This window comes from Flavobacterium sp., from assembly GCF_034111225.1.
Lineage (GTDB): Bacteria > Bacteroidota > Bacteroidia > Flavobacteriales > Flavobacteriaceae > Flavobacterium.
On sequence record NZ_JAWUXR010000014.1, the window covers coordinates 1 to 18,795 of the forward strand.

20 protein-coding genes are annotated in these 18,795 nt (G+C 30.4%); 18 read left to right on the forward strand and 2 right to left on the reverse strand.

The features are described 5' to 3' along the window. The 4 genes from UXY25_RS10650 to UXY25_RS10665 all read left to right on the forward strand — a co-directional run. On the forward strand, positions 1–349 hold a 349-nt coding region (locus tag UXY25_RS10650), incomplete at its 5' end, for an RpiB/LacA/LacB family sugar-phosphate isomerase (protein WP_320816002.1). A 5-nt stretch (positions 350–354) separates the two neighbouring features. Continuing rightward, entirely contained in the window at positions 355–1,257 is a 903-nt protein-coding gene (locus tag UXY25_RS10655; protein WP_320816003.1) for a cation diffusion facilitator family transporter, read from the forward strand. A 29-nt stretch (positions 1,258–1,286) separates the two neighbouring features. Further along, the gene (locus UXY25_RS10660) at positions 1,287–2,342 is read left to right on the forward strand and encodes a hypothetical protein (RefSeq protein WP_320816004.1); all 1,056 of its coding nucleotides are present in this window, start codon (positions 1,287–1,289) and stop codon (positions 2,340–2,342) included. 9 nt (positions 2,343–2,351) lie between these two features. After that, a complete protein-coding gene (locus UXY25_RS10665; protein ID WP_320816005.1) occupies positions 2,352–3,182 on the forward strand; it encodes an NAD(P)H-hydrate dehydratase in 831 nt (276 codons plus the stop codon). On the opposite strand, the gene UXY25_RS10670 is transcribed toward UXY25_RS10665, so the two are convergent. Beyond that, positions 3,141–3,419, reverse strand: coding sequence for a DUF1294 domain-containing protein (locus UXY25_RS10670; RefSeq protein WP_320816006.1), 279 nt, complete (start codon positions 3,417–3,419; stop codon positions 3,141–3,143). The two genes, UXY25_RS10665 and UXY25_RS10670, sit on opposite strands and share 42 nt — an antisense overlap. 65 nt (positions 3,420–3,484) lie before the next feature. Here UXY25_RS10670 and UXY25_RS10675 point away from each other — a divergent pair, with 65 nt between their 5' ends. Then, positions 3,485–5,611 carry a Tex family protein gene (locus tag UXY25_RS10675; RefSeq protein ID WP_320816007.1) on the forward strand — a complete coding sequence of 709 codons (2,127 nt, stop codon included), beginning with the start codon at positions 3,485–3,487 and terminating at the stop codon, positions 5,609–5,611. An 84-nt stretch (positions 5,612–5,695) separates the two neighbouring features. Here UXY25_RS10675 and UXY25_RS10680 read toward each other — a convergent pair whose 3' ends face one another. Beyond that, positions 5,696–5,902 carry a twin-arginine translocase TatA/TatE family subunit gene (locus UXY25_RS10680; RefSeq protein WP_320816008.1) on the reverse strand — a complete coding sequence of 69 codons (207 nt, stop codon included), beginning with the start codon at positions 5,900–5,902 and terminating at the stop codon, positions 5,696–5,698. Positions 5,903–6,101: 199 nt separating this feature from the next. Between UXY25_RS10680 and UXY25_RS10685 the strand changes: the two genes are divergently transcribed. From UXY25_RS10685 to UXY25_RS10745, 13 genes are all read left to right on the forward strand, one after another. Further along, complete coding sequence (locus UXY25_RS10685; RefSeq protein ID WP_320816009.1) at positions 6,102–6,911, forward strand: M23 family metallopeptidase; 810 nt, start codon at positions 6,102–6,104, stop codon at positions 6,909–6,911. Positions 6,912–6,914: 3 nt separating this feature from the next. Beyond that, entirely contained in the window at positions 6,915–8,402 is a 1,488-nt protein-coding gene (locus tag UXY25_RS10690) for a GH3 auxin-responsive promoter family protein (protein WP_320816010.1), read from the forward strand. A gap of 7 nt (positions 8,403–8,409) precedes the next feature. Next, a complete protein-coding gene (locus tag UXY25_RS10695; protein WP_320816011.1) occupies positions 8,410–9,300 on the forward strand; it encodes a carboxypeptidase-like regulatory domain-containing protein in 891 nt (296 codons plus the stop codon). A gap of 1 nt (position 9,301) precedes the next feature. Beyond that, on the forward strand, positions 9,302–10,126 hold the full coding sequence (locus tag UXY25_RS10700; RefSeq protein WP_320816012.1) for a carboxypeptidase-like regulatory domain-containing protein: 825 nt from the start codon (positions 9,302–9,304) through the stop codon (positions 10,124–10,126). Between the two features lie 44 nt (positions 10,127–10,170). After that, positions 10,171–11,859, forward strand: a complete 1,689-nt coding sequence (locus UXY25_RS10705) for a DUF6909 family protein (RefSeq protein ID WP_320816013.1) — start codon at positions 10,171–10,173, stop codon at positions 11,857–11,859. Between the two features lie 5 nt (positions 11,860–11,864). Beyond that, positions 11,865–12,830: a hypothetical protein gene (locus tag UXY25_RS10710; protein WP_320816014.1), complete on the forward strand. Its 966-nt coding sequence runs from the start codon at positions 11,865–11,867 to the stop codon at positions 12,828–12,830. 6 nt (positions 12,831–12,836) lie between these two features. Continuing rightward, positions 12,837–13,850 (forward strand): dTDP-glucose 4,6-dehydratase, encoded by a 1,014-nt coding sequence (gene rfbB / locus UXY25_RS10715; RefSeq protein WP_320816015.1) that lies wholly within the window; start codon positions 12,837–12,839, stop codon positions 13,848–13,850. 27 nt (positions 13,851–13,877) lie between these two features. Beyond that, positions 13,878–14,741, forward strand: coding sequence for a glucose-1-phosphate thymidylyltransferase RfbA (gene rfbA / locus UXY25_RS10720; RefSeq protein WP_320816016.1), 864 nt, complete (start codon positions 13,878–13,880; stop codon positions 14,739–14,741). 2 nt (positions 14,742–14,743) lie between these two features. After that, positions 14,744–15,295 (forward strand): dTDP-4-dehydrorhamnose 3,5-epimerase, encoded by a 552-nt coding sequence (gene rfbC / locus UXY25_RS10725; protein WP_320816017.1) that lies wholly within the window; start codon positions 14,744–14,746, stop codon positions 15,293–15,295. Next, the gene (gene rfbD / locus UXY25_RS10730; protein WP_320816018.1) at positions 15,289–16,155 is read left to right on the forward strand and encodes a dTDP-4-dehydrorhamnose reductase; all 867 of its coding nucleotides are present in this window, start codon (positions 15,289–15,291) and stop codon (positions 16,153–16,155) included. The genes rfbC and rfbD overlap by 7 nt, the downstream gene beginning before the upstream one ends. Before the next feature lie 7 nt (positions 16,156–16,162). Next, the gene (locus UXY25_RS10735) at positions 16,163–17,260 is read left to right on the forward strand and encodes an acyloxyacyl hydrolase (RefSeq protein WP_320816019.1); all 1,098 of its coding nucleotides are present in this window, start codon (positions 16,163–16,165) and stop codon (positions 17,258–17,260) included. A 5-nt stretch (positions 17,261–17,265) separates the two neighbouring features. Next, positions 17,266–18,030: a head GIN domain-containing protein gene (locus UXY25_RS10740; protein WP_320816020.1), complete on the forward strand. Its 765-nt coding sequence runs from the start codon at positions 17,266–17,268 to the stop codon at positions 18,028–18,030. Positions 18,031–18,189: 159 nt separating this feature from the next. Continuing rightward, positions 18,190–18,765 carry a hypothetical protein gene (locus UXY25_RS10745; protein ID WP_320816021.1) on the forward strand — a complete coding sequence of 192 codons (576 nt, stop codon included), beginning with the start codon at positions 18,190–18,192 and terminating at the stop codon, positions 18,763–18,765. The last annotated feature ends 30 nt before the right edge of the window (positions 18,766–18,795 follow it).

Sequence of the window (18,795 nt, forward strand, 5' to 3'; positions counted from 1 at the left end):
CATTCTTAATCACGGAACAGATACTTTTGACAGTGTTGATTATCCCGATTTTGGGCATGCAGTAGCATATGATGTTCAAATGAAAAATGCCGATTTAGGAATTGTAATTTGCGGTTCTGGTAACGGAATTGCTATGACGGCTAATAAACATCAAGATGTAAGAGCTGCTCTTTGCTGGACAAAAGAAATTGCAGAACTTGCGCGTCAACATAACGACGCTAATGTTATTAGTATTCCAGCTCGTTACACTTCAATACAACAGGCTGTTGATATGGTTGATGTTTTTTTAAGCACTAAGTTTGAAGGCGGAAGACACGCAAATAGAGTAAATAAAATTGCTTGTAAATAACATAAATGAGTCATAACCATTCACATAAACACGTAGTTAAGAGTGATAATTTAGTATATTCTATATTATTAAATATAGTGATTACTATTGCTCAAGTTGTGGGTGGAATTATTTCTGGAAGCCTTGCCCTTATTTCAGACGCTTTACATAATTTCTCAGATGTAATCTCTTTAGTATTTAGTTTATTAGCTCATAAATTATCAAGAAGGAAAGCTTCTTTAGACCAAACATTTGGTTTTAAAAGAGCTGAGTTATTAGCTGCTTTTGTTAACGCTGCTACTTTAATAATTGTAGCTTTCATATTAATTTATGGAGCTATTGAGCGTTTAATTAATCCGCATGAAATTGAATCTGGATTGGTTATTTGGTTAGCCTTGTTGGGAATAATTGTAAATGGGTTTTCGGTAATTTTACTAAAAAATGATGCAGCTCATAATTTAAACATGAAATCTGCATACCTCCATCTTTTAACAGATATGATGGCTTCAGTTGCTGTTTTAATAGGTGGTCTTTTAATGAAATTTTATGGATGGTTTTGGGTAGATAGTGTTATGACTATTTTAATAGCTGCCTACTTAATTATTGTTGGTTTAGATTTAATAATTAAATCAACTAAAATGCTAATGCTTTTTACACCAGATGAAATTAACATCAAAGAAATTGTTTGGGAAGTACATAAAATTAAAGGTGTAAACAAACTGCACCATATTCATGTTTGGCATTTAAACGAAGAAGAATTGCACCTAGAAGCACATTTAGATTGTTCAGAAGACATAAAAATGAGCGATTTTAATATTTTATTGTATAAAATAGAAGATTTACTTTTTAAAAAATTCGGAATTAACCACATCAATATTCAACCCGAATTTAAAAAAGAAGATTCTAAAGACTATATAGTTCAAGATTAACGTATTTTTACGTAATAATTTTATATTTAATGAACGAAAATAAACCACAGTTAAAAAAAGAAAATTACCCTATAAATGATGTTTTAAAAAGTTATTTAGAAAAATATAAACGTTTAACGCGTTCTACTATTTTTTACGATGATTTATTAAGGTTTCAAGGTGCAATTTCTGTTTTTGATAAAGAAGAGAAAGATACTCTATGGGTAAGGGTTTATTATAACGAATTTGAAAAAGAAGAAATAGACAATAGTTTAAAAAAAATATACGCGCTTTTACATTCAGACGGTGATATAAAAAACAGTCAGTTTCTAAATGTAGATTATATTGATTTTTGCACCTTTGGTAATTCACAACCCTTTCGTATAAAAATAAGAAATATTTTAAACGATAATTACACGCATTTTTACATAAAAAAAGCCGACGCTTCGCGTGTTTTCGGTTTAGAACTAGAGCATATTTTATCACCAAATAGAATTAATTTTTTAGTTTTTGGTGATACTTTAATAGAAGAACACATTTTAGGAATTCCGGGAGATATTTTTTTAGAAAACAATTTAAAAGAATGTAACGAGCACGAGAAAGCACAAATTGCAAAAGAATTTGTAAAGTTTAACGAACGTTGTATGATTGGACTATTAGGCGATATGCGTTCGTATAATTTTGTAATTGTGCCTATTTACGATTTTGACCAAATTGTTTTTAAAATACGCGCTATTGATTTTGACCAACAATGTTATGAAGGAAACTTCAGGCTCTATAAACCTCATTTATTCAAAGAAAACTTTCCATTTAATAGATTGGTTAAAGATAAATTAAACAAAACCGCTATAGAACAATACCAAAGTGAAGAACGATCTATATTAGTAAAAAGAATGATAGATTCTGGAGTTCGTTTAAAACACTTATTAAAAGCAATGAAATCAACACGTTTGGCACCACAATCTCATATTGAACAATTAAGAGAAGAGATTTACCAATATACTCATGACCTTGAATTTAAAAAAGCGGAAGCAATGGGACAAATTGTACAAGTGGCTTTAAACTTTATGAAGCGTAACTTTAAATACGAAGAAAACGATTTTTAATGTATAACAATGGAAAAATTAGAAATTGATTACATAAAACAATTTTTAAAAAAGAGATTACTAAATTCTCATAAAGGAGATTTTGGTCATGCATTACTTATTGCCGGAAGTGTTCAAAAAGTGGGCGCTGCAATTATTGCAGCAAAAGCTTGTTTAAGAAGTGGAGCAGGTTTATTAACCGTTTCTATTCCTAAAGAAGAAAGAAGCTCTATTTTCACTTCCATTCCAGAAGCAATGCTCCATTTTAGAGAAGAGCAAATTGATTTTTCAAAATATAATAGCCTTGCAATAGGACCAGGATTAGAACAAGATGCTGCTGCACAAAAATTACTTTATTCAACACTTTCAAAAACAAAATATCCAATAGTTATAGATGCGGATGCTTTAAACATTTTATCATCCAATCAAGATTGGCTTACTCTATTGCCTAAAGACTCAATTTTAACGCCACATCCAAAAGAGTTTGATCGTTTATTTGGATTGCACAATTCAAAAGAAGATCGCATTCAAACTGCAATTCAAAAAGCCAATGAATACAACTGCATTATTGTTCTAAAAGGACATCAATCAGTTATAACAAACGGACATCGAACTTTTGTAAATACATCAGGAAATGCTGGATTAGCAAAAGGGGGTTCAGGTGATGCTTTAACTGGAATTATTTTAGCATTTCTAGCTCAAAATTACGAACCTATTAATGCTGCAAAATTAGCTGTTTTTACACATGGTCTTTCTGCAGATATAACTTTACAAACACAAAGCGAAGAAAGCATGCTTATAACCGATGTGATTGAAAATTTAGGTAAAGCGTTTCAAAAAATCAAAGCCGAAATAAAGTAATACAAGTTGAAGTATTAAAATTCCATAAAAAATCAATATAAAAGATGTTTTGTTGGTTTTATGCCTAAAAACACTCATGCCTACCAAACCGCCAATTGTTCCACCTAAAAATACCAGAATAAAAAGATTTCGTTCCGAAATACGTCTTTTGTTTTTCCTTGCTAATTGCTTATCATATCCAAAACAAAGGAAAGTGAAAACAGTTATAAGTATAAAATAAATTAATATTGACTTCAAAGGTTTAGAGTTTTACCCAAAGATAGTATTTTAGCACTTTAATCTACTCATAGTTTAAATTCATCATGACAAACATACAATTCATAAAAAAAGTAGTTACTACTTCAGATAAAAACATACAAGCAACACTTCAATTACTTTCAGAAGACTGTACAATTCCGTTCATTTCTCGATATCGAAAAGACTTTACAGGAAATTTAGATGAGGTTCAAATTGAAAATATTGCAAAGCTTTCGAAACAATATGAAGAAATTGTAAAACGTAAAGATTCCATTCTAAAAAGTATTGAAGAACAAAATGCCCTTTCTCCAGAATTGAAATCAAAAATCGAAAATAGTTTCGATTTACAAGAATTGGAAGACCTCTATTTACCGTATAAAAAAACGCGTAAAACTAAAGCCGACACAGCTCGTGAAAACGGATTAGAACCTTTAGCAAAAATAATCATGGCTCAAAATGCAGATGATGTTGAGTTTTTGGCTTCAAAATATTTAAATGATAAAGTTGTTAATGAAGACGATGCTTTGCAAGGCGCAAGAGATATTGTTGCCGAATGGATTAACGAAAATATTTACATTCGTAAGAGTTTAAGAAGAATGTTTCAGCGTCAGGCGGATATTACAACTAAAGTAGTAAAAGCTAAAAAAGACGAAGAAGGAGCACAAAAATTCATACAATATTTCGAATGGTCTGAACCTATTTCAAAAGCACCTTCACATCGATTATTAGCTATTCTTCGTGCAGAGAACGAAGGTTTTATTAAGTTCAAATTAGAAATTGATAAAGAAGAAGCAGTCAATTTTATTGAAGAGAACATCATAAAAAACAGAAAATCAGATTCTGCTTCGCATTTAGAATTGGCTATAAAAGACAGTTATAAACGTTTATTAGAACCAGCTATTTCTAACGAAACTTTACAAGAAGCAAAAACAAAAGCAGACGCTAAAGCAATTGACGTATTCGCTGGAAATCTAGGCCAGTTATTATTAGCACCTCCATTAGGTGAAAAAAGAATTTTAGCCATTGATCCAGGTTATAAAAGTGGTTGTAAAGTAGTTTGTTTAGACGAAAAAGGCGATTTATTGTACAATGAAACCATTTATCCGCATGCGCCACAAAACGAAAGCGGTATGGCAATGAAAAAAATTCGTTCTATGGTAAACGCTTACGGTATTGAAGCCATTTCTATTGGAAACGGAACCGCAAGCCGTGAAACTGAATTTTTCATTAAAAAAATTGCTTTTGATAAGCCGGTTCAGGTTTTTGTGGTTTCAGAAGCCGGAGCATCGGTATATTCGGCAAGTAAAATTGCGCGTGAAGAATTTCCAAGTTACGATGTTACTGTTCGTGGTTCTGTTTCTATTGGAAGACGTTTAGCTGATCCGTTGGCCGAATTGGTTAAGATTGATGCAAAATCTATTGGAGTTGGGCAATATCAACACGATGTAGATCAAACTAAATTAAAAGAAGAATTAGATACAGTTGTAGTTCGTTGTGTAAACTCAGTAGGTGTAAACATCAATACAGCGAGTAAATCTTTATTAAGTTACGTTTCGGGAATTGGCGAAAAAATGGCCGAAAATATTGTGAATTATCGCTCTGAAAACGGACCATTTGAAGACAGAAAACAACTTAAAAAAGTTCCAAGGTTAGGCGAAAAAGCATTTCAACAAGCCGCCGCTTTTATTCGAATTAAAGACGGAAAAAACCCGTTAGATAATTCTGCAGTTCATCCTGAAGCCTATAAAATTGTTGAAAAAATGGCAAAAGAGTTGAAAGCTTCTGTTTCAGATTTAATTGCCAATAAAGATTTGATTAGCCAAATTCAACCTGAAAAATATGTTTCAGAAGAAATTGGAATTTTAGGTTTAAAAGATATTTTAAAAGAGCTGGAAAAACCAGGATTAGATCCAAGAAAATCGGCTAAAGTTTTCGAATTTGATCCCAATGTTCGTTCCATGAAGGATTTAAAAGAAGGAATGATTTTACCAGGAATAGTTAATAATATTACCGCTTTTGGTTGTTTTGTAGATGTTGGAATTAAAGAAAGTGGTTTAGTACACATTTCCCAACTTAAAGAAGGTTATGTTTCAGATGTAAATGAAGTGGTAAAACTACACCAACATGTGCAAGTAAAAGTAGTTGAGGTGGATGAAGCTAGAAAACGTATTCAACTTTCTATGATTTTATAAAAAATAAAAAAATCCCAAATTCTGTCACACTGAGCTTGTCGAAGTGTTGAATTTGGGATTTTTATTTAAAAAAAGATTTAAAAATTACTCTTTAGTAGTAGTTTCTTCGTCTTTTTTAGTAACTTTTTGCTCTTCGTCTTTTGCTGCGTTTTTAAATTCTTTAATTCCACTTCCAAGTCCTTTCATTAATTCTGGAATTTTTTTACCACCAAAAAGTAATAAAATAATTACAACTACTAAAATTACTTGAGGAACTCCTACAACTCCTAAAAATATTGCTAATGTATTCATGATTTCAAAAATTATACAACAAAGATAAAAAGAAAATGGCAATCTTATATTTTTTAACGAATTATTATAACCTAATTACAAAAACACATTGTAATTGCTATATTTGTAGAAACAATATCTAGTTTAAATGTCTACCAAAAACCTAAAAAGAAAACTGTTTTTTAGAAAAGTCTTCCGAAAACTCTTAAATAAGAGAAGGTTGGTTGTTCTAAATGAAGACACTTTTGAAGAAACATTTTCATTAAAACTAAACTTAATGAATGTTTTTGTTGTGTTAATGCTTTCCTCTATTTTTTTAATTGGAATCACAACTTATATTATTGCATTTACCCCATTAAGAGAATATATTCCAGGATATGCCTCTACCAAATTAAAAAAAGACGCTTTAAACTTAGCTATTAAATCAGATTCTTTAGAGAAAGCAGTTAAGCTAAATGACTTATATATTTCTTCTATTAAAAAAATATTAACGGGTGATGTAGAATATGCTAAACTGAGCAAAGATTCATTAATAGCTGCTGAAAGAGCAAAATTAGATGTTTCTAAAACGTCGGCTTCTGAAGCAGAAATTAAGTTAAAAGAACAATCACAAAACGAAGACAAATACAACGTATTTGAATCAGCAAAACCAAAAGTTAACTTTGTGTTGTTTCCCCCTGTTCAAGGACCAATTATTGAAAAATTTAGCACGTCAAATAAGCATTTGGCTGTAAAAATTGCCGTTGCAAACAATACTCCAATTAAAGCTATTGCAAACGGAACCATTGTTTTTGCAGATTGGACACCTTCGAGTGGATATGTTATCATTATAAGACATGAAGATGTAATTTTATCAGTCTATAAAAACGCTGCATCATTGACAAAAAACCAAGGAGACTCTGTTCGTTCTGGAGAAGTTATTGCTTTAGCAGGAAATTCAACTTCTAATAATACCAGTATAAATCTTCATTTTGAACTTTGGAAAGACGGTTTTCCAATTGACCCAACACAATTCATTAATTTTGAATAACCTATGACTTTAAAAGCTTTTGCAGCAAAATTATTTGCGAAAAGAATTCATGATACCACACAAAAATGGGCAACTAATCCGGTTGTTACACAGCAAAGAGTTTTTCAACAATTAGTATCTACAGCCAAAGAAACACAATTTGGTAAAGACCATAATTTTAATAACATTAAAACGTTTCAAGAATTTGCAAAACAAGTTCCTGTTCGCGATTATGAACAATTGAAACCTTATGTTGACAGAGTTGTTAAAGGTGAAGAAAACATACTTTGGAAAGGAAAACCCCTTTATTTTGCAAAAACTTCTGGAACTACTTCTGGCGCTAAATACATTCCGCTTACAAAAGAATCAATGCCTTTTCATATTCAAGCAGCTCGAAATGCTATTTTGAGTTATGTGCATGAAACAGGGAAAGCCGATTTTGTCGATGGGAAAATGATTTTTTTACAAGGAAGTCCAGTTTTGGAAGAAAAAAACGGAATTCAGTTAGGCCGACTTTCAGGAATTGTAGCACACTTTGTTCCAAAATACCTTCAAAAAAATAGAATGCCAAGCTGGGAAACCAATTGTATTGAAGATTGGGAAACCAAAGTAAATGCAATTGTGGAAGAAACGATAAATGAAGATATGTCTGTTATTTCAGGAATTCCATCTTGGGTGCAAATGTATTTCGAAAAGTTAAAAGAAAAAGCCAATAAGCCTGTGGGCGAAATTTTTAAAAACTTCAATTTATTCATCTACGGAGGCGTAAATTTCGAACCATACAGAGCTAAATTTGAAAACTTATTAGGAAGAAAAGTAGATGCTATCGAATTGTTTCCAGCTTCAGAAGGGTTTTTCGCTTACCAAGATTCCCAAAAAGAAAAAGGAATGTTGTTGCTGTTGAATTCGGGTATTTTCTACGAATTCATTAAAGCAGATGAATTCTACACTGAAAACCCAAAACGACTTACCATTGGAGAAGTAGAACTTAATGTAAATTATGTTTTAATCATTTCTACTAATGCAGGACTTTGGGCTTATAACATTGGTGATACAGTTCAATTTACTTCACTAAAACCTTATAGAGTAATTGTTTCAGGTCGAATAAAACATTTTATCTCTGCTTTTGGCGAACATGTTATTGCCAAGGAAGTGGAAGGCGCTTTACAAGAAGCAACAGAAAGCACAGATGTTCGAATAAACGAATTCACGGTTGCACCACAAATTAATCCAACTTCTGGATTACCTTTTCATGAATGGTTTATTGAATTTGAAAACGAACCCAATAATTTAGAAGATTTTGCGTTACAAATCGATGCAGCCATGCGCAAACAAAATATTTATTATGACGATTTAATTGTGGGTAAAGTTTTAAGAACACTTGTTATTACTAAAGTAGTTAAAAATGGTTTTCAAGAATACATGAAATCTATAGGTAAACTAGGTGGACAAAATAAATTACCAAGATTAAGTGACAATAGAGCTATTGCTGATAAATTAATAAGAGCATAGAAGAAAGATGATAGAAAAAAGATTTTTGAGTTTACTCTTATTCATTACCACGATTTCCCTTTCTGCACAAGTAAAAGGTATTGTAAAAGATAACGTTACCGGAAAACCTATTCCGTTTGTAAATATTTGGGTAGAAAATGAAAACATTGGAACTACCACAGAAGAAAACGGCACATTTTCATTGGATATAAAAGAAGAAAAAGTATTGGTTTTTTCTGCTCTTGGTTATGATACCAAAACTATTAAATCGTCTAATGACTTTACATTTTTTCTTACGAAAAAGCCTCTTCAATTAAATGAAAATGTAGTAGAAAATAAAAAAGAAGAAAAAAAATTAAAAGTTGGAAAATACAGTAATTCCAAAATTAAAAGTTTTTATGGAGGAGGAATTAGACCTAAAATTTTCGCAAAAAAAATAGAATCTAATAATGAAATTTCTGAACATCCTTTTTTAAAAGAAATTAGCTTTATAAGTTTATCTGAAATTGAAAATGCAAAGATAAATTTGAGGTTTTTTAAAATTAATCCTAACGGTAAACCTGGCGATGATATTTTAGTTGAAAACCTAATTGTTGAGGTTAAGATAGGAAGAAATAATAATGTAGTAAATATTGAAAAGTATAATATAAAAATCCCAGAAGAAGGGTTATTTATAGCGTTTGAATGGATGATAATTGATAAAAATAAATTTTATTATACAAACAATAACGATTCAAATACACCTTTATTAAATGAAAAACTATATCAACCTCTATTAGGGTTTTTTTATTCAGAGGAGCAATTGATTTGGGAATTTAAAAAAGGAGATTGGTTTATAAAAGAAGAAGAGAGGTCAAAAAGTAAAAATAATAAAAAAAAATATGGCGAATTAGACATTCAGTTAACATTAACAAACTAAAATGAAATATCTTTCACTCTTATTCATTACCACGATTTCCCTTTCTGCACAAGTAAAAGGAATCGTTAAAGATAACGTTAGCGGAGAACCTATTCCATTTGTAAACATTTGGGTAGAAAATGAAAACATCGGAACTACTACAGAAATAGACGGCTCTTTTAACATCAAGATAAACGGAAAAGATAAAAGCATAATTATTTCTGTTTTAGGTTATGAAACTCAGACCTTAAAACAAGCCGAATTCATGAATATTGAGCTTACGCCAAAACTTTATGAACTTAATGATGTGGTTGTTTTAATGAAAAGGCAATCAAAATATTTGGAAATTGGAAACGTAGATCACACCATTATGCAAGCTTTTGATAACGGTCCAAAAGTTGAAGCGAAGTATTTTCCGTATGACTCAAAATACAAGAAACTAAAATTTATTAAAAAAGTTACCATTCATACCGATTGTAGAATTGATAGCGCTTCTATAAAAATTCGTTTTTTTAGTGTCGATTCATTAGGGAATCCAGGTTATGAATTACTAAATAGAGATTTTATAGTCACTATAAAAAAAGGAGTGATAAAACACAAATTTGATGTTTCAGAGTTCAATTTAACCATGCCAACAAGTGGACTATTCGTAGCCTATGAAAAACTATTAATCTCTGATAATAGAACACCAAAAGGGTATCAACCCTATGTTTTATACAACAATGTAGATCGTGATTTTTATTTCGTTTTTTCGGGAGGAAAATGGAATAAACTTAAAAACAATGAGAACCCATTAGAGCAGTTAAGTATTAATGAACCTGCTATAAATCTAATCCTTACTAACTAATAATAAAAAATCTTACCTTTGTTGGTTAGACATAATAAATATAAATGAAAGAAATCAAAAACATTTCGCGCTCTAGAGCGCAAGAGTCGTCAGCAGCTATTGAACGACTGTACATTACAATGAGGCATTTATTTAACAGAGGTTTTTATAAACCAATGGGTATTTCAGGAGAAACCTTAAGAGAAGCTTTATTATCGCTTCGACCAGAAATTTACGGAAGTATTGCTGAAGAAAAGGTTGAGTTAAGCGGATTATTGTATGTAATTGAACGATTACCAATTGGTATTGAGCAATGCAGATACATTAATTTAACTTCAGATGAGGGATATTCTAATTCTCATTTTAAAGCGATTGTTCCTCCAAAAAGAAGAAGAAACTGTTATCGAATAGATGACGAACAAATGAATATTGAAATTACTCGTGGTCGTTCAGATATCTATGATATTTTAACCCATTTGACTTTTATTTTTATAGAATCACATAAAATAAAAGACCGCGTTTTAATTGATGAAGAAGGAAAAGTATCTCGCGATTGGCAAAAACTTGAAGAAACGGTTTTAAACACTAAAAAATTAACTTTAATTGAAAGAGAAAAAGCCATTTCTCATGCAGCTAATATTTTAGGGCGAACATTTGCGGAAGTACAAAACATTTATCAAGATTTCGCTACTGCAGATGCGCCTGAACGATTTTTACATATTGTTTATTGGCTAGGAAAACTTGCTATTGAAGAAGTTGTAGACAACAATAAAAGAACAATTACTTTTAGTCCTATACTTAGAGAACGTTTAGGTCACCATATTTATGGAGAAATATGGGCTAACAACATAAAAGAAGTTTTAGAAAAAAATGATTTATTGCAAAGACCTATTCATGTTATTAGTGCAAACATGCACAGTGTAATGAATTCTATTTTTGCTAAACCGGTTTTAGAATCAAAGTACAAAGGAAAATCAGATTATGTTATTTTTGAAGACTTAAGCAGCTCTTCAAATAATGATTTACGTAAAAAAGTAGAAACTGTTGCAATGCAACAAGGAATGGTTTTTTTACCTGATACATCAGGAACAAACATTGATGTTCAAATTTTTGATACTGCTAAAATTGATTTAAAAAATTCAGCATTTCCTACAGCGCAAATTAATGGTGAAAAACCAGTTTTAATTGTAATGGATTATGCTTTTGGAGAACAAGCTTATGAAACGATTGACGAGCTATTAAAACCTTATAAAAAAGGAAAAGAGAAAACATTTATTAATGTAGAGTCAGTTTCAATAATGGGTAAAGCAGGAATTCTTCAAGGAGGAAAAGGAGACATCATGATTCCAAACGCACATATTAATGAAGGAACAGCAGACAATTACCCTTTTGAAAACGAACTAACAGCTGAAATGTTTAAAGGAAATGACATGCCTGTTTTTGCAGGACCGATGGTTACGGTTCTTGGAACGTCATTACAAAATAGAGATTTATTAAAGTTCTTTCATGAATCTACATGGAAAGCAATAGGCTTAGAGATGGAAGGCGCATATTATCAAAAAGCCATCCAATCAGCATCTAAGATTAGAAAAAGCATCAACCCTAACGTAAAGGTGCGTTATGCTTATTATGCTTCAGATAATCCTTTAGAAACAGGAAGCACTTTAGCGTCTGGAGGCTTAGGAACAACAGGAGTAAAACCTACCTATTTAATTACAATTAAAATATTAGAACAAATTTTCAACGTAAAATAATAACTATGAGCTCAAACCCTCAAGATCAAGAAATAGACTTAGGTCAAGTTTTTAATAAAATAGGAAATCTGTTTCAAAAAGGAATAGATTCTATTTTTGATTTATTTTTATTTCTTAAAAGAAATTTTTTAATACTAATGATTTTGTTAATCTCTGGAATAGTTTTAGGTTATTTTTTAGACAAAAACAACAAGTCTTATACTCATGAAATTATTGTGACTCCTAATTTTGCAAGCGTAGACTATTTGTATTCTAAAGTTGAATTATTAAAGTCAAAAAAAAATGAAAACGACACTACTTTTTTAAATTCTTTAGGCATTAAAAATGTAAAAAATTTGAATTCAATTGAAATTGACCCAATAGTTAATATTTATTCATTTATAGGTCAAAATAATACAAATTTCGAATTCATTAAATTGTTAGCAGAAGACGGTGATCTTGAAAAAATCATTAAAGAGGAGACTACAAGTAAAAATTATCCATATCATATAATAAAGATTACCACAAACGAACAATCATCAGAAGATAACACAACGCAACCAATAATATCGTTTCTAAATCAATCAGAATATTACTCTAATTTTCAGAAAGAATTTGTAAACAATATTTATATTAAAATGAAGGCAAATGATAGCGCTATTGCTCAAATAGATAAGCTTTTGGATGGGTATTCAAGTAGTATTGCGAGTAGCCAAAAAAGCGAAAACTTAGTTTATAATAACGAAAACAACCAAGTAAATGATATTTTAAAAACGAAAGATGGTTTAATTTCAGAGCAGGGTTCATTAAGAATGAGTTTAGTTAATAATGATAAAATAGTAAAATCACTTAGTACTACAATTAATTTAAAAAACACAAAAGGTTTAAATGGGAAAATGAAATTAGTATTCCCAATACTTTTTATTGGATTGTTTTTTATTTTCTATTTATTTAAGCTCTTTTATATAGCTCAATTAACAAAAAGACTTTAGTTTAAAATGAAGAATATTTTAATAACAGGTGGTGCAGGTTTTATAGGCGCAAATTTTATCCCCTATTTTATTGAGAATAATCAAGATTATAATCTAGTTAATTTAGATTTATTGACTTACGCTGGAGATTTAAATAATTTAAAAGAAATTGAAAACCACGATAGGTATGCTTTTATTCAAGGAGATATTTGTGATGGCGAGTTTATAAAAGAACTGTTTATAAAATATCAATTTCATGATGTCATTCATTTTGCTGCCGAAAGCCATGTTGACAATTCTATTTCAGGTCCAGAAGCATTTATTAAAACAAATGTATTAGGGACATTTAATTTATTAGATTCAGCAAGAAAACTTTGGATGAATGGTCCAAATGACTATAAAGATAACTTCAAAAACGCACGTTTTCATCACGTTTCTACTGATGAGGTATACGGAACGTTAGGAGAGACAGGTTTGTTTGAAGAAACAACGCCTTATGCGCCAAATAGCCCGTATTCTGCTTCAAAGGCAGGTTCAGATATGATTGTGCGTAGTTATTTCCATACTTATGGAATGAATGTAGTTACTACAAACTGTTCTAATAATTATGGTCCAAAACAACATAATGAGAAATTAATTCCAACAATTATTCGAAAAGCTATTGCAGGTGAAAACATTCCTATTTATGGAGATGGAACAAATGTTAGAGACTGGCTATATGTTCTAGATCATTGTAAAGGAATTGAATTAGCATTTAAGACTGGTAAATCTGGTGAAACTTATAATATTGGCGGAAGAAACGAAAGAAATAATTTACAGATAGTGGATACAATTTGTGAAATTTTGAATTCTGTAGTTCCTCGTAAAGAAGGGAAATACCAAGATTTAATAATTTTTGTAAAAGATAGACCAGGGCATGATATGCGTTATGCTATTGATGCTACAAAAATTGAAACAGAATTAGGTTGGAAAGCAAATGAAAATTTTGAAACAGGTATTCGTAAAACGATTACGTGGTACTTAGAAAAATTTCAAGCTTAAGGCTATTTAAATTATAAAATAAAGAATATGAAAGGAATTATTTTAGCTGGAGGTTCAGGAACACGTTTGCACCCCTTAACATTAGCAGTAAGTAAGCAATTAATGCCTATTTATGATAAACCAATGATTTATTACCCTTTATCAACTTTAATGTGGGCTGGAATAAGAGAAATTTTAATAATATCGACTCCTCAAGATTTACCTTTATTTGAAAAATTATTAGGAGACGGAAGTAATTTAGGTTGTCGTTTTGAATATGCAGTTCAAGAAAACCCAAACGGTTTAGCCGAAGCTTTTATTATTGGAAAAGAATTTGTTGGAAATGATAAAGTTGCTTTAATTTTAGGAGACAATATTTTCTACGGAACTGGTTTAGCAGAATTATTACAAACAAATAATGACCCAGAAGGAGGAATTGTTTATGCTTATCATGTAAATGATCCAGAACGTTATGGTGTTGTAGATTTTGATGTGAATGGAAAAGTTTTATCAATAGATGAGAAACCAACTCACCCCAAGTCAAATTATGCAGTTCCAGGAATTTATTTCTACGACAACTCTGTACTTGAAGTAGCCGCAAACATTAAACCGAGTCATAGAGGTGAATTAGAAATTACCGATGTAAATAAAGAATATTTAAAACAAGGAAAGTTACAAGTAAGTATTCTGGACAGAGGAACAGCTTGGTTAGATACAGGAACGTTTCAATCGTTAATGCAAGCGGGTCAATTTGTAGAAGTAATAGAAGAACGACAAGGTTTAAAAATTGGCGCTATTGAAGAAGCTGCATATAAGATGGGCTTTATTGATGCAGCACAATTACAAAAATTAGCCGAACCCTTACTAAAAAGTGGTTACGGAACTCACTTAATGAGTTTGATTAAAAAATAAGAATGAATTTTATTACAACTAAATTACAAGATTGTTTCATTATTGAGCCAAAAATAATTTCTGATGAAAGAGGTTATTTTATGGAAAGTTTTAATGAAAATGCGTTTGCAAACGGTATAGGACAGAAAGTTCATTTTGTACAAGACAATCAATCATTTTCAACAAAAGGCGTTTTGCGTGGTTTACATTATCAATGTGGCGAGTATGCACAAGCAAAACTAGTTCGTGTTTTACAAGGAGAAGTTTTAGATGTTGCGGTTGATATAAGACCAGAATCTGAAACCTATGGTCAACATGTTTCAATTCTTTTGTCAGCAGAAAATAAAAAACAATTTTTTGTACCAAGAGGTTTTGCACATGGTTTTTTAGTATTAAGTGACACTGCTACTTTCTTCTATAAATGTGATAATTTTTATAATAAAGAAAGCGAAGGCGGACTTATGTATAATGATAAAAAAGTAAATATAGATTGGAACTTTCCTATAGATGAATTAATTATTTCAGAAAAAGACCAAGTGTTACCAACATTAGAAAATGCAAAAAAAGTATGGTAGTATTAGTCACTGGAGCTAAAGGTCAGTTAGGACAAGCTATACAATCGATTGTCGGAAATCAACCTTCAATTGATTTTGTTTTTTGTAATTCTTCAGAATTGGATATTACCAATTTAGTGAATTGTGAAGCTATCTTCAAACAATACAAGCCTAATTTTTGCATTAATACAGCCGCTTATACAGCTGTTGATAAAGCCGAAATAGAACCAGAAAAAGCAAAACTAATTAATATAATTGGTGCAAAAAATATAGCTGAGGTTTGTAAAAACAACAACACAATTTTACTGCATATTTCAACTGATTTTATTTTTGACGGTAATTCTAAGAAACCTTATACCGAGACCGATATTCCAAATCCATCAGGTGTTTACGGAAAAACAAAACTTGATGGTGAAATTGCCATTCAAAACACTTGGGGAAAGCACTTTATTATTAGAACATCCTGGGTTTATTCTCAATTTGGGAATAACTTTATGAAAACCATAATACGTTTAGGCTCAGAAAAAGATTCACTTTCTGTGGTAAATGATCAAATAGGAACACCAACCTATGCAGTTGATTTAGCTGAAGTTTTAATTCAAATAATACTTTCACCAATAACGAATAATACTTTATCCAACACTTTTGGAATTTATAATTTCAGCAACGAAGGAAAGTGTTCTTGGTTTGATTTTGCTAGTGAAATTTTGACATTAAACAATATTAAACTTAACATGAAAGGAATCCCAACTGAGGACTATCCAACTCCTGCCAAAAGACCAAAATACAGTGTTTTGGATAAAACAAAGATTACAACTACATTTGGAATTCCAATAAAAAAGTGGAAAGAAAGTTTAAAAGAGTGTACCCAATTGCTATAAAATAAAAATGAAGAAAGTCTGTCTATTCTTTTTACTCCTTGCAACAGTTCCTATTCTAGCTCAAGAAAACGGAAATCAGTCATATATAGACGCACAATTTTTTAGGGGAAATGTATATAAGCACACAAATGATATTGGACATTTGATAACTGGTCACCCAGATGGTTTTATGTTGAGTTATAACTGGAAAACCCATGGGAAAAAAGAATGGGAACAAGTATATAACTATCCAGATTATGGAGTTTCTTTTCATTATTTAGATTTTAAAAACCAATATTTAGGTCATAATGTAGCACTAGGTGTTCATTACAACTTTTACTTTTTAAACCGTCATTTAATCTTTAGAATTTCGCAAGGTATAGGGATGACATCTAGCCCTTATAATAAAGAAACAAATAATAAAAACAACGCTTTTGGAACAAAAATAATGGACAATAATTACTTTTTATTACAGTATAAAAAGGAAAATATTATTGATAAAATAGGTTTTCAAGCAGGATTTATGTTGACTCATTTTTCAAACGGGAGATTTAAAGCTCCTAATAGTGGAATCAATACAATTGCTTTAAATGTTGGGTTAAATTATAATTTTAGTGAAACAAAAGAATTTATAATTGATTCATTACCTCCAAAACAATTTTACAAAGAAAAAATAAAATACAATATAGCTTTTAGAACAGGTATTTCTGAAGGACCAGTTCCGGGTTTGGGACAGCGTCAGTTTTATCATATTGGCTTATATGCCGATAAAAGAATAGGTCGAAAAAGCGCCTTACAATTGGGTACTGATGTCTTCTTTTCTAGATATTTAAAAGATTACATTGAGTTTTCATCAGTGGCTTTTCCTGATAAACCTCCAGTTGACCCTAATACTGATTATAAAAGAATAGGCTTGTTCGTAGGACATGAATTGTTCATTAATAAACTATCTATTGAAACACAATTTGGTTATTATGTTTATAAACCATTTGATTATGAGATAGACATTTATCAACGATTAGGAGTAAAATATTATATTTACAAAAATATATTTACGGGAGTTGGTTTAAAAACTCATGGCGGAAGAGCAGAAGCAATAGAAGCTTCAATAGGTATTAGATTATAATAATTATGAAGAAGTTAATTAAAATAGTTCTTACCCTTTCGTTTTTAATAACGATAAGCTGTGGTATTTCTGAAGACTGTTTTAAAGGAAACGGTAGCAGAATAACACAAACATTTCCTTTAGAAAATTTTACAAAAATTAAAGTTTATGATGGTGTTGGACTTGTTATTAAAGAAGGTCCAAATTATGAGGTTAAGGTTGAAACATCTGACAATATTATTGACAATTTAGAAGTTTATTTACAAGATGGTATGTTAGTCGTAAAAGACAATTCAACTTGTAATATTGCCAGAGATTATGGTCAAACTATAGTTTATGTTACAGTACCAGATGAAAACTCTACTATACTAATTCAAGAACTAGAGATACACAGTAAAACGGACCAGAAAATTCAAAGTGAAGGCACGCTTCACTCTCCAATTATTCGGTTATTTTCAATTGATGTATCAGATGGGGCGGGAACAGGAGATTTTAATATTGAGGTTGATAATGGTCAATTAGTGGTTGAAAGCAATAATGTTTCTAATTTCTACATAAATGGTCATGCAAATGAGATGTTATTGAATTTCTATTTTGGTAATGGTCGTTTTTACGGAGAAAATTTAGAAGTCGAAGTAATTAAAATTTTTCAAAGAGGTTCAAATGATATGTTTGTATATCCTGTTCAAAAAATAGAAGGTACAATTTATGCTACAGGAGATGTGATTTTAAAAAATGTTCCTCCTATTGTTGATGTTGAAGAGGTTTTTACGGGTAGAATTATTTATTAAAATAATAATTAAACAAAAAATCTAGAATCTTTATTCCTAAAATTGTGTTAAAACAATAATGCTTACTTATAAACAACTGATTATCAGATATTAAATTTTTTAGTTTTTTGTGTTAATAATTTGAAAAATTACATATTTTTGTTGAAAATTATAATTAAAATGAAAACAAGAATATTATTTACAGTTTTATTTTCTTCATTTGCTTTTATTTCTTGTAAACAAGAAACAAAAGTTGACGAAACATCAACAGAGGTTCAACAAGAAGAAATTAAAGAAAACCCTGCAACTTTTAAAGTTATATTTGAAGTGGTTGCAAAAAAAGATGATAGATTCCATTTGTATTTTTCCGAAGATGGTACAATTAATTTCCCTGAAGAAGGATCTCTTTGGGTTGACGTTAAAGGTAACGAGAACAGTCAAGAAGTAGTTTTTGAATTTGAAGAAGATGTTATACCAACACAATTAAGAATTGATTTTGGTACTAATAGAGATCAAGGTCAAATGGAAATTAAAAATTTCAAAATGAAATATTTTGACAATATTTTTGAAGCAAAAGGAAATTTGTTTTTTGACTATTTTGGACCAGACGTTAACACTGTAACAGTTGATAAAACAACATCGTTAATAACTCCAATAGTTAAAGAAGGAAAAAATTACGTTCCGCCATCATTTTACCCGTCAGAACAAGCTTTATCTGCTCAAATAGTTAAATTAACTCAGACAGTAGTTAAATAATAAAACTATAATTATAAAAAAATAAGGAGC

Coding starts and splice junctions, on each gene's coding strand:
- UXY25_RS10655 (WP_320816003.1), top strand. CDS start 355: ATGAGTCATAACCATTCACATAAACACGTAGTTAAGAGTGATAATTTA.
- UXY25_RS10660 (WP_320816004.1), top strand. CDS start 1,287: ATGAACGAAAATAAACCACAGTTAAAAAAAGAAAATTACCCTATAAAT.
- UXY25_RS10665 (WP_320816005.1), top strand. CDS start 2,352: ATGGAAAAATTAGAAATTGATTACATAAAACAATTTTTAAAAAAGAGA.
- UXY25_RS10675 (WP_320816007.1), top strand. CDS start 3,485: ATGACAAACATACAATTCATAAAAAAAGTAGTTACTACTTCAGATAAA.
- UXY25_RS10680 (WP_320816008.1), bottom strand. CDS start 5,902: ATGAATACATTAGCAATATTTTTAGGAGTTGTAGGAGTTCCTCAAGTA.
- UXY25_RS10690 (WP_320816010.1), top strand. CDS start 6,915: ATGACTTTAAAAGCTTTTGCAGCAAAATTATTTGCGAAAAGAATTCAT.
- UXY25_RS10695 (WP_320816011.1), top strand. CDS start 8,410: ATGATAGAAAAAAGATTTTTGAGTTTACTCTTATTCATTACCACGATT.
- UXY25_RS10700 (WP_320816012.1), top strand. CDS start 9,302: ATGAAATATCTTTCACTCTTATTCATTACCACGATTTCCCTTTCTGCA.
- UXY25_RS10705 (WP_320816013.1), top strand. CDS start 10,171: ATGAAAGAAATCAAAAACATTTCGCGCTCTAGAGCGCAAGAGTCGTCA.
- UXY25_RS10710 (WP_320816014.1), top strand. CDS start 11,865: ATGAGCTCAAACCCTCAAGATCAAGAAATAGACTTAGGTCAAGTTTTT.
- rfbB (WP_320816015.1), top strand. CDS start 12,837: ATGAAGAATATTTTAATAACAGGTGGTGCAGGTTTTATAGGCGCAAAT.
- rfbA (WP_320816016.1), top strand. CDS start 13,878: ATGAAAGGAATTATTTTAGCTGGAGGTTCAGGAACACGTTTGCACCCC.
- rfbC (WP_320816017.1), top strand. CDS start 14,744: ATGAATTTTATTACAACTAAATTACAAGATTGTTTCATTATTGAGCCA.
- rfbD (WP_320816018.1), top strand. CDS start 15,289: ATGGTAGTATTAGTCACTGGAGCTAAAGGTCAGTTAGGACAAGCTATA.
- UXY25_RS10735 (WP_320816019.1), top strand. CDS start 16,163: ATGAAGAAAGTCTGTCTATTCTTTTTACTCCTTGCAACAGTTCCTATT.
- UXY25_RS10740 (WP_320816020.1), top strand. CDS start 17,266: ATGAAGAAGTTAATTAAAATAGTTCTTACCCTTTCGTTTTTAATAACG.
- UXY25_RS10745 (WP_320816021.1), top strand. CDS start 18,190: ATGAAAACAAGAATATTATTTACAGTTTTATTTTCTTCATTTGCTTTT.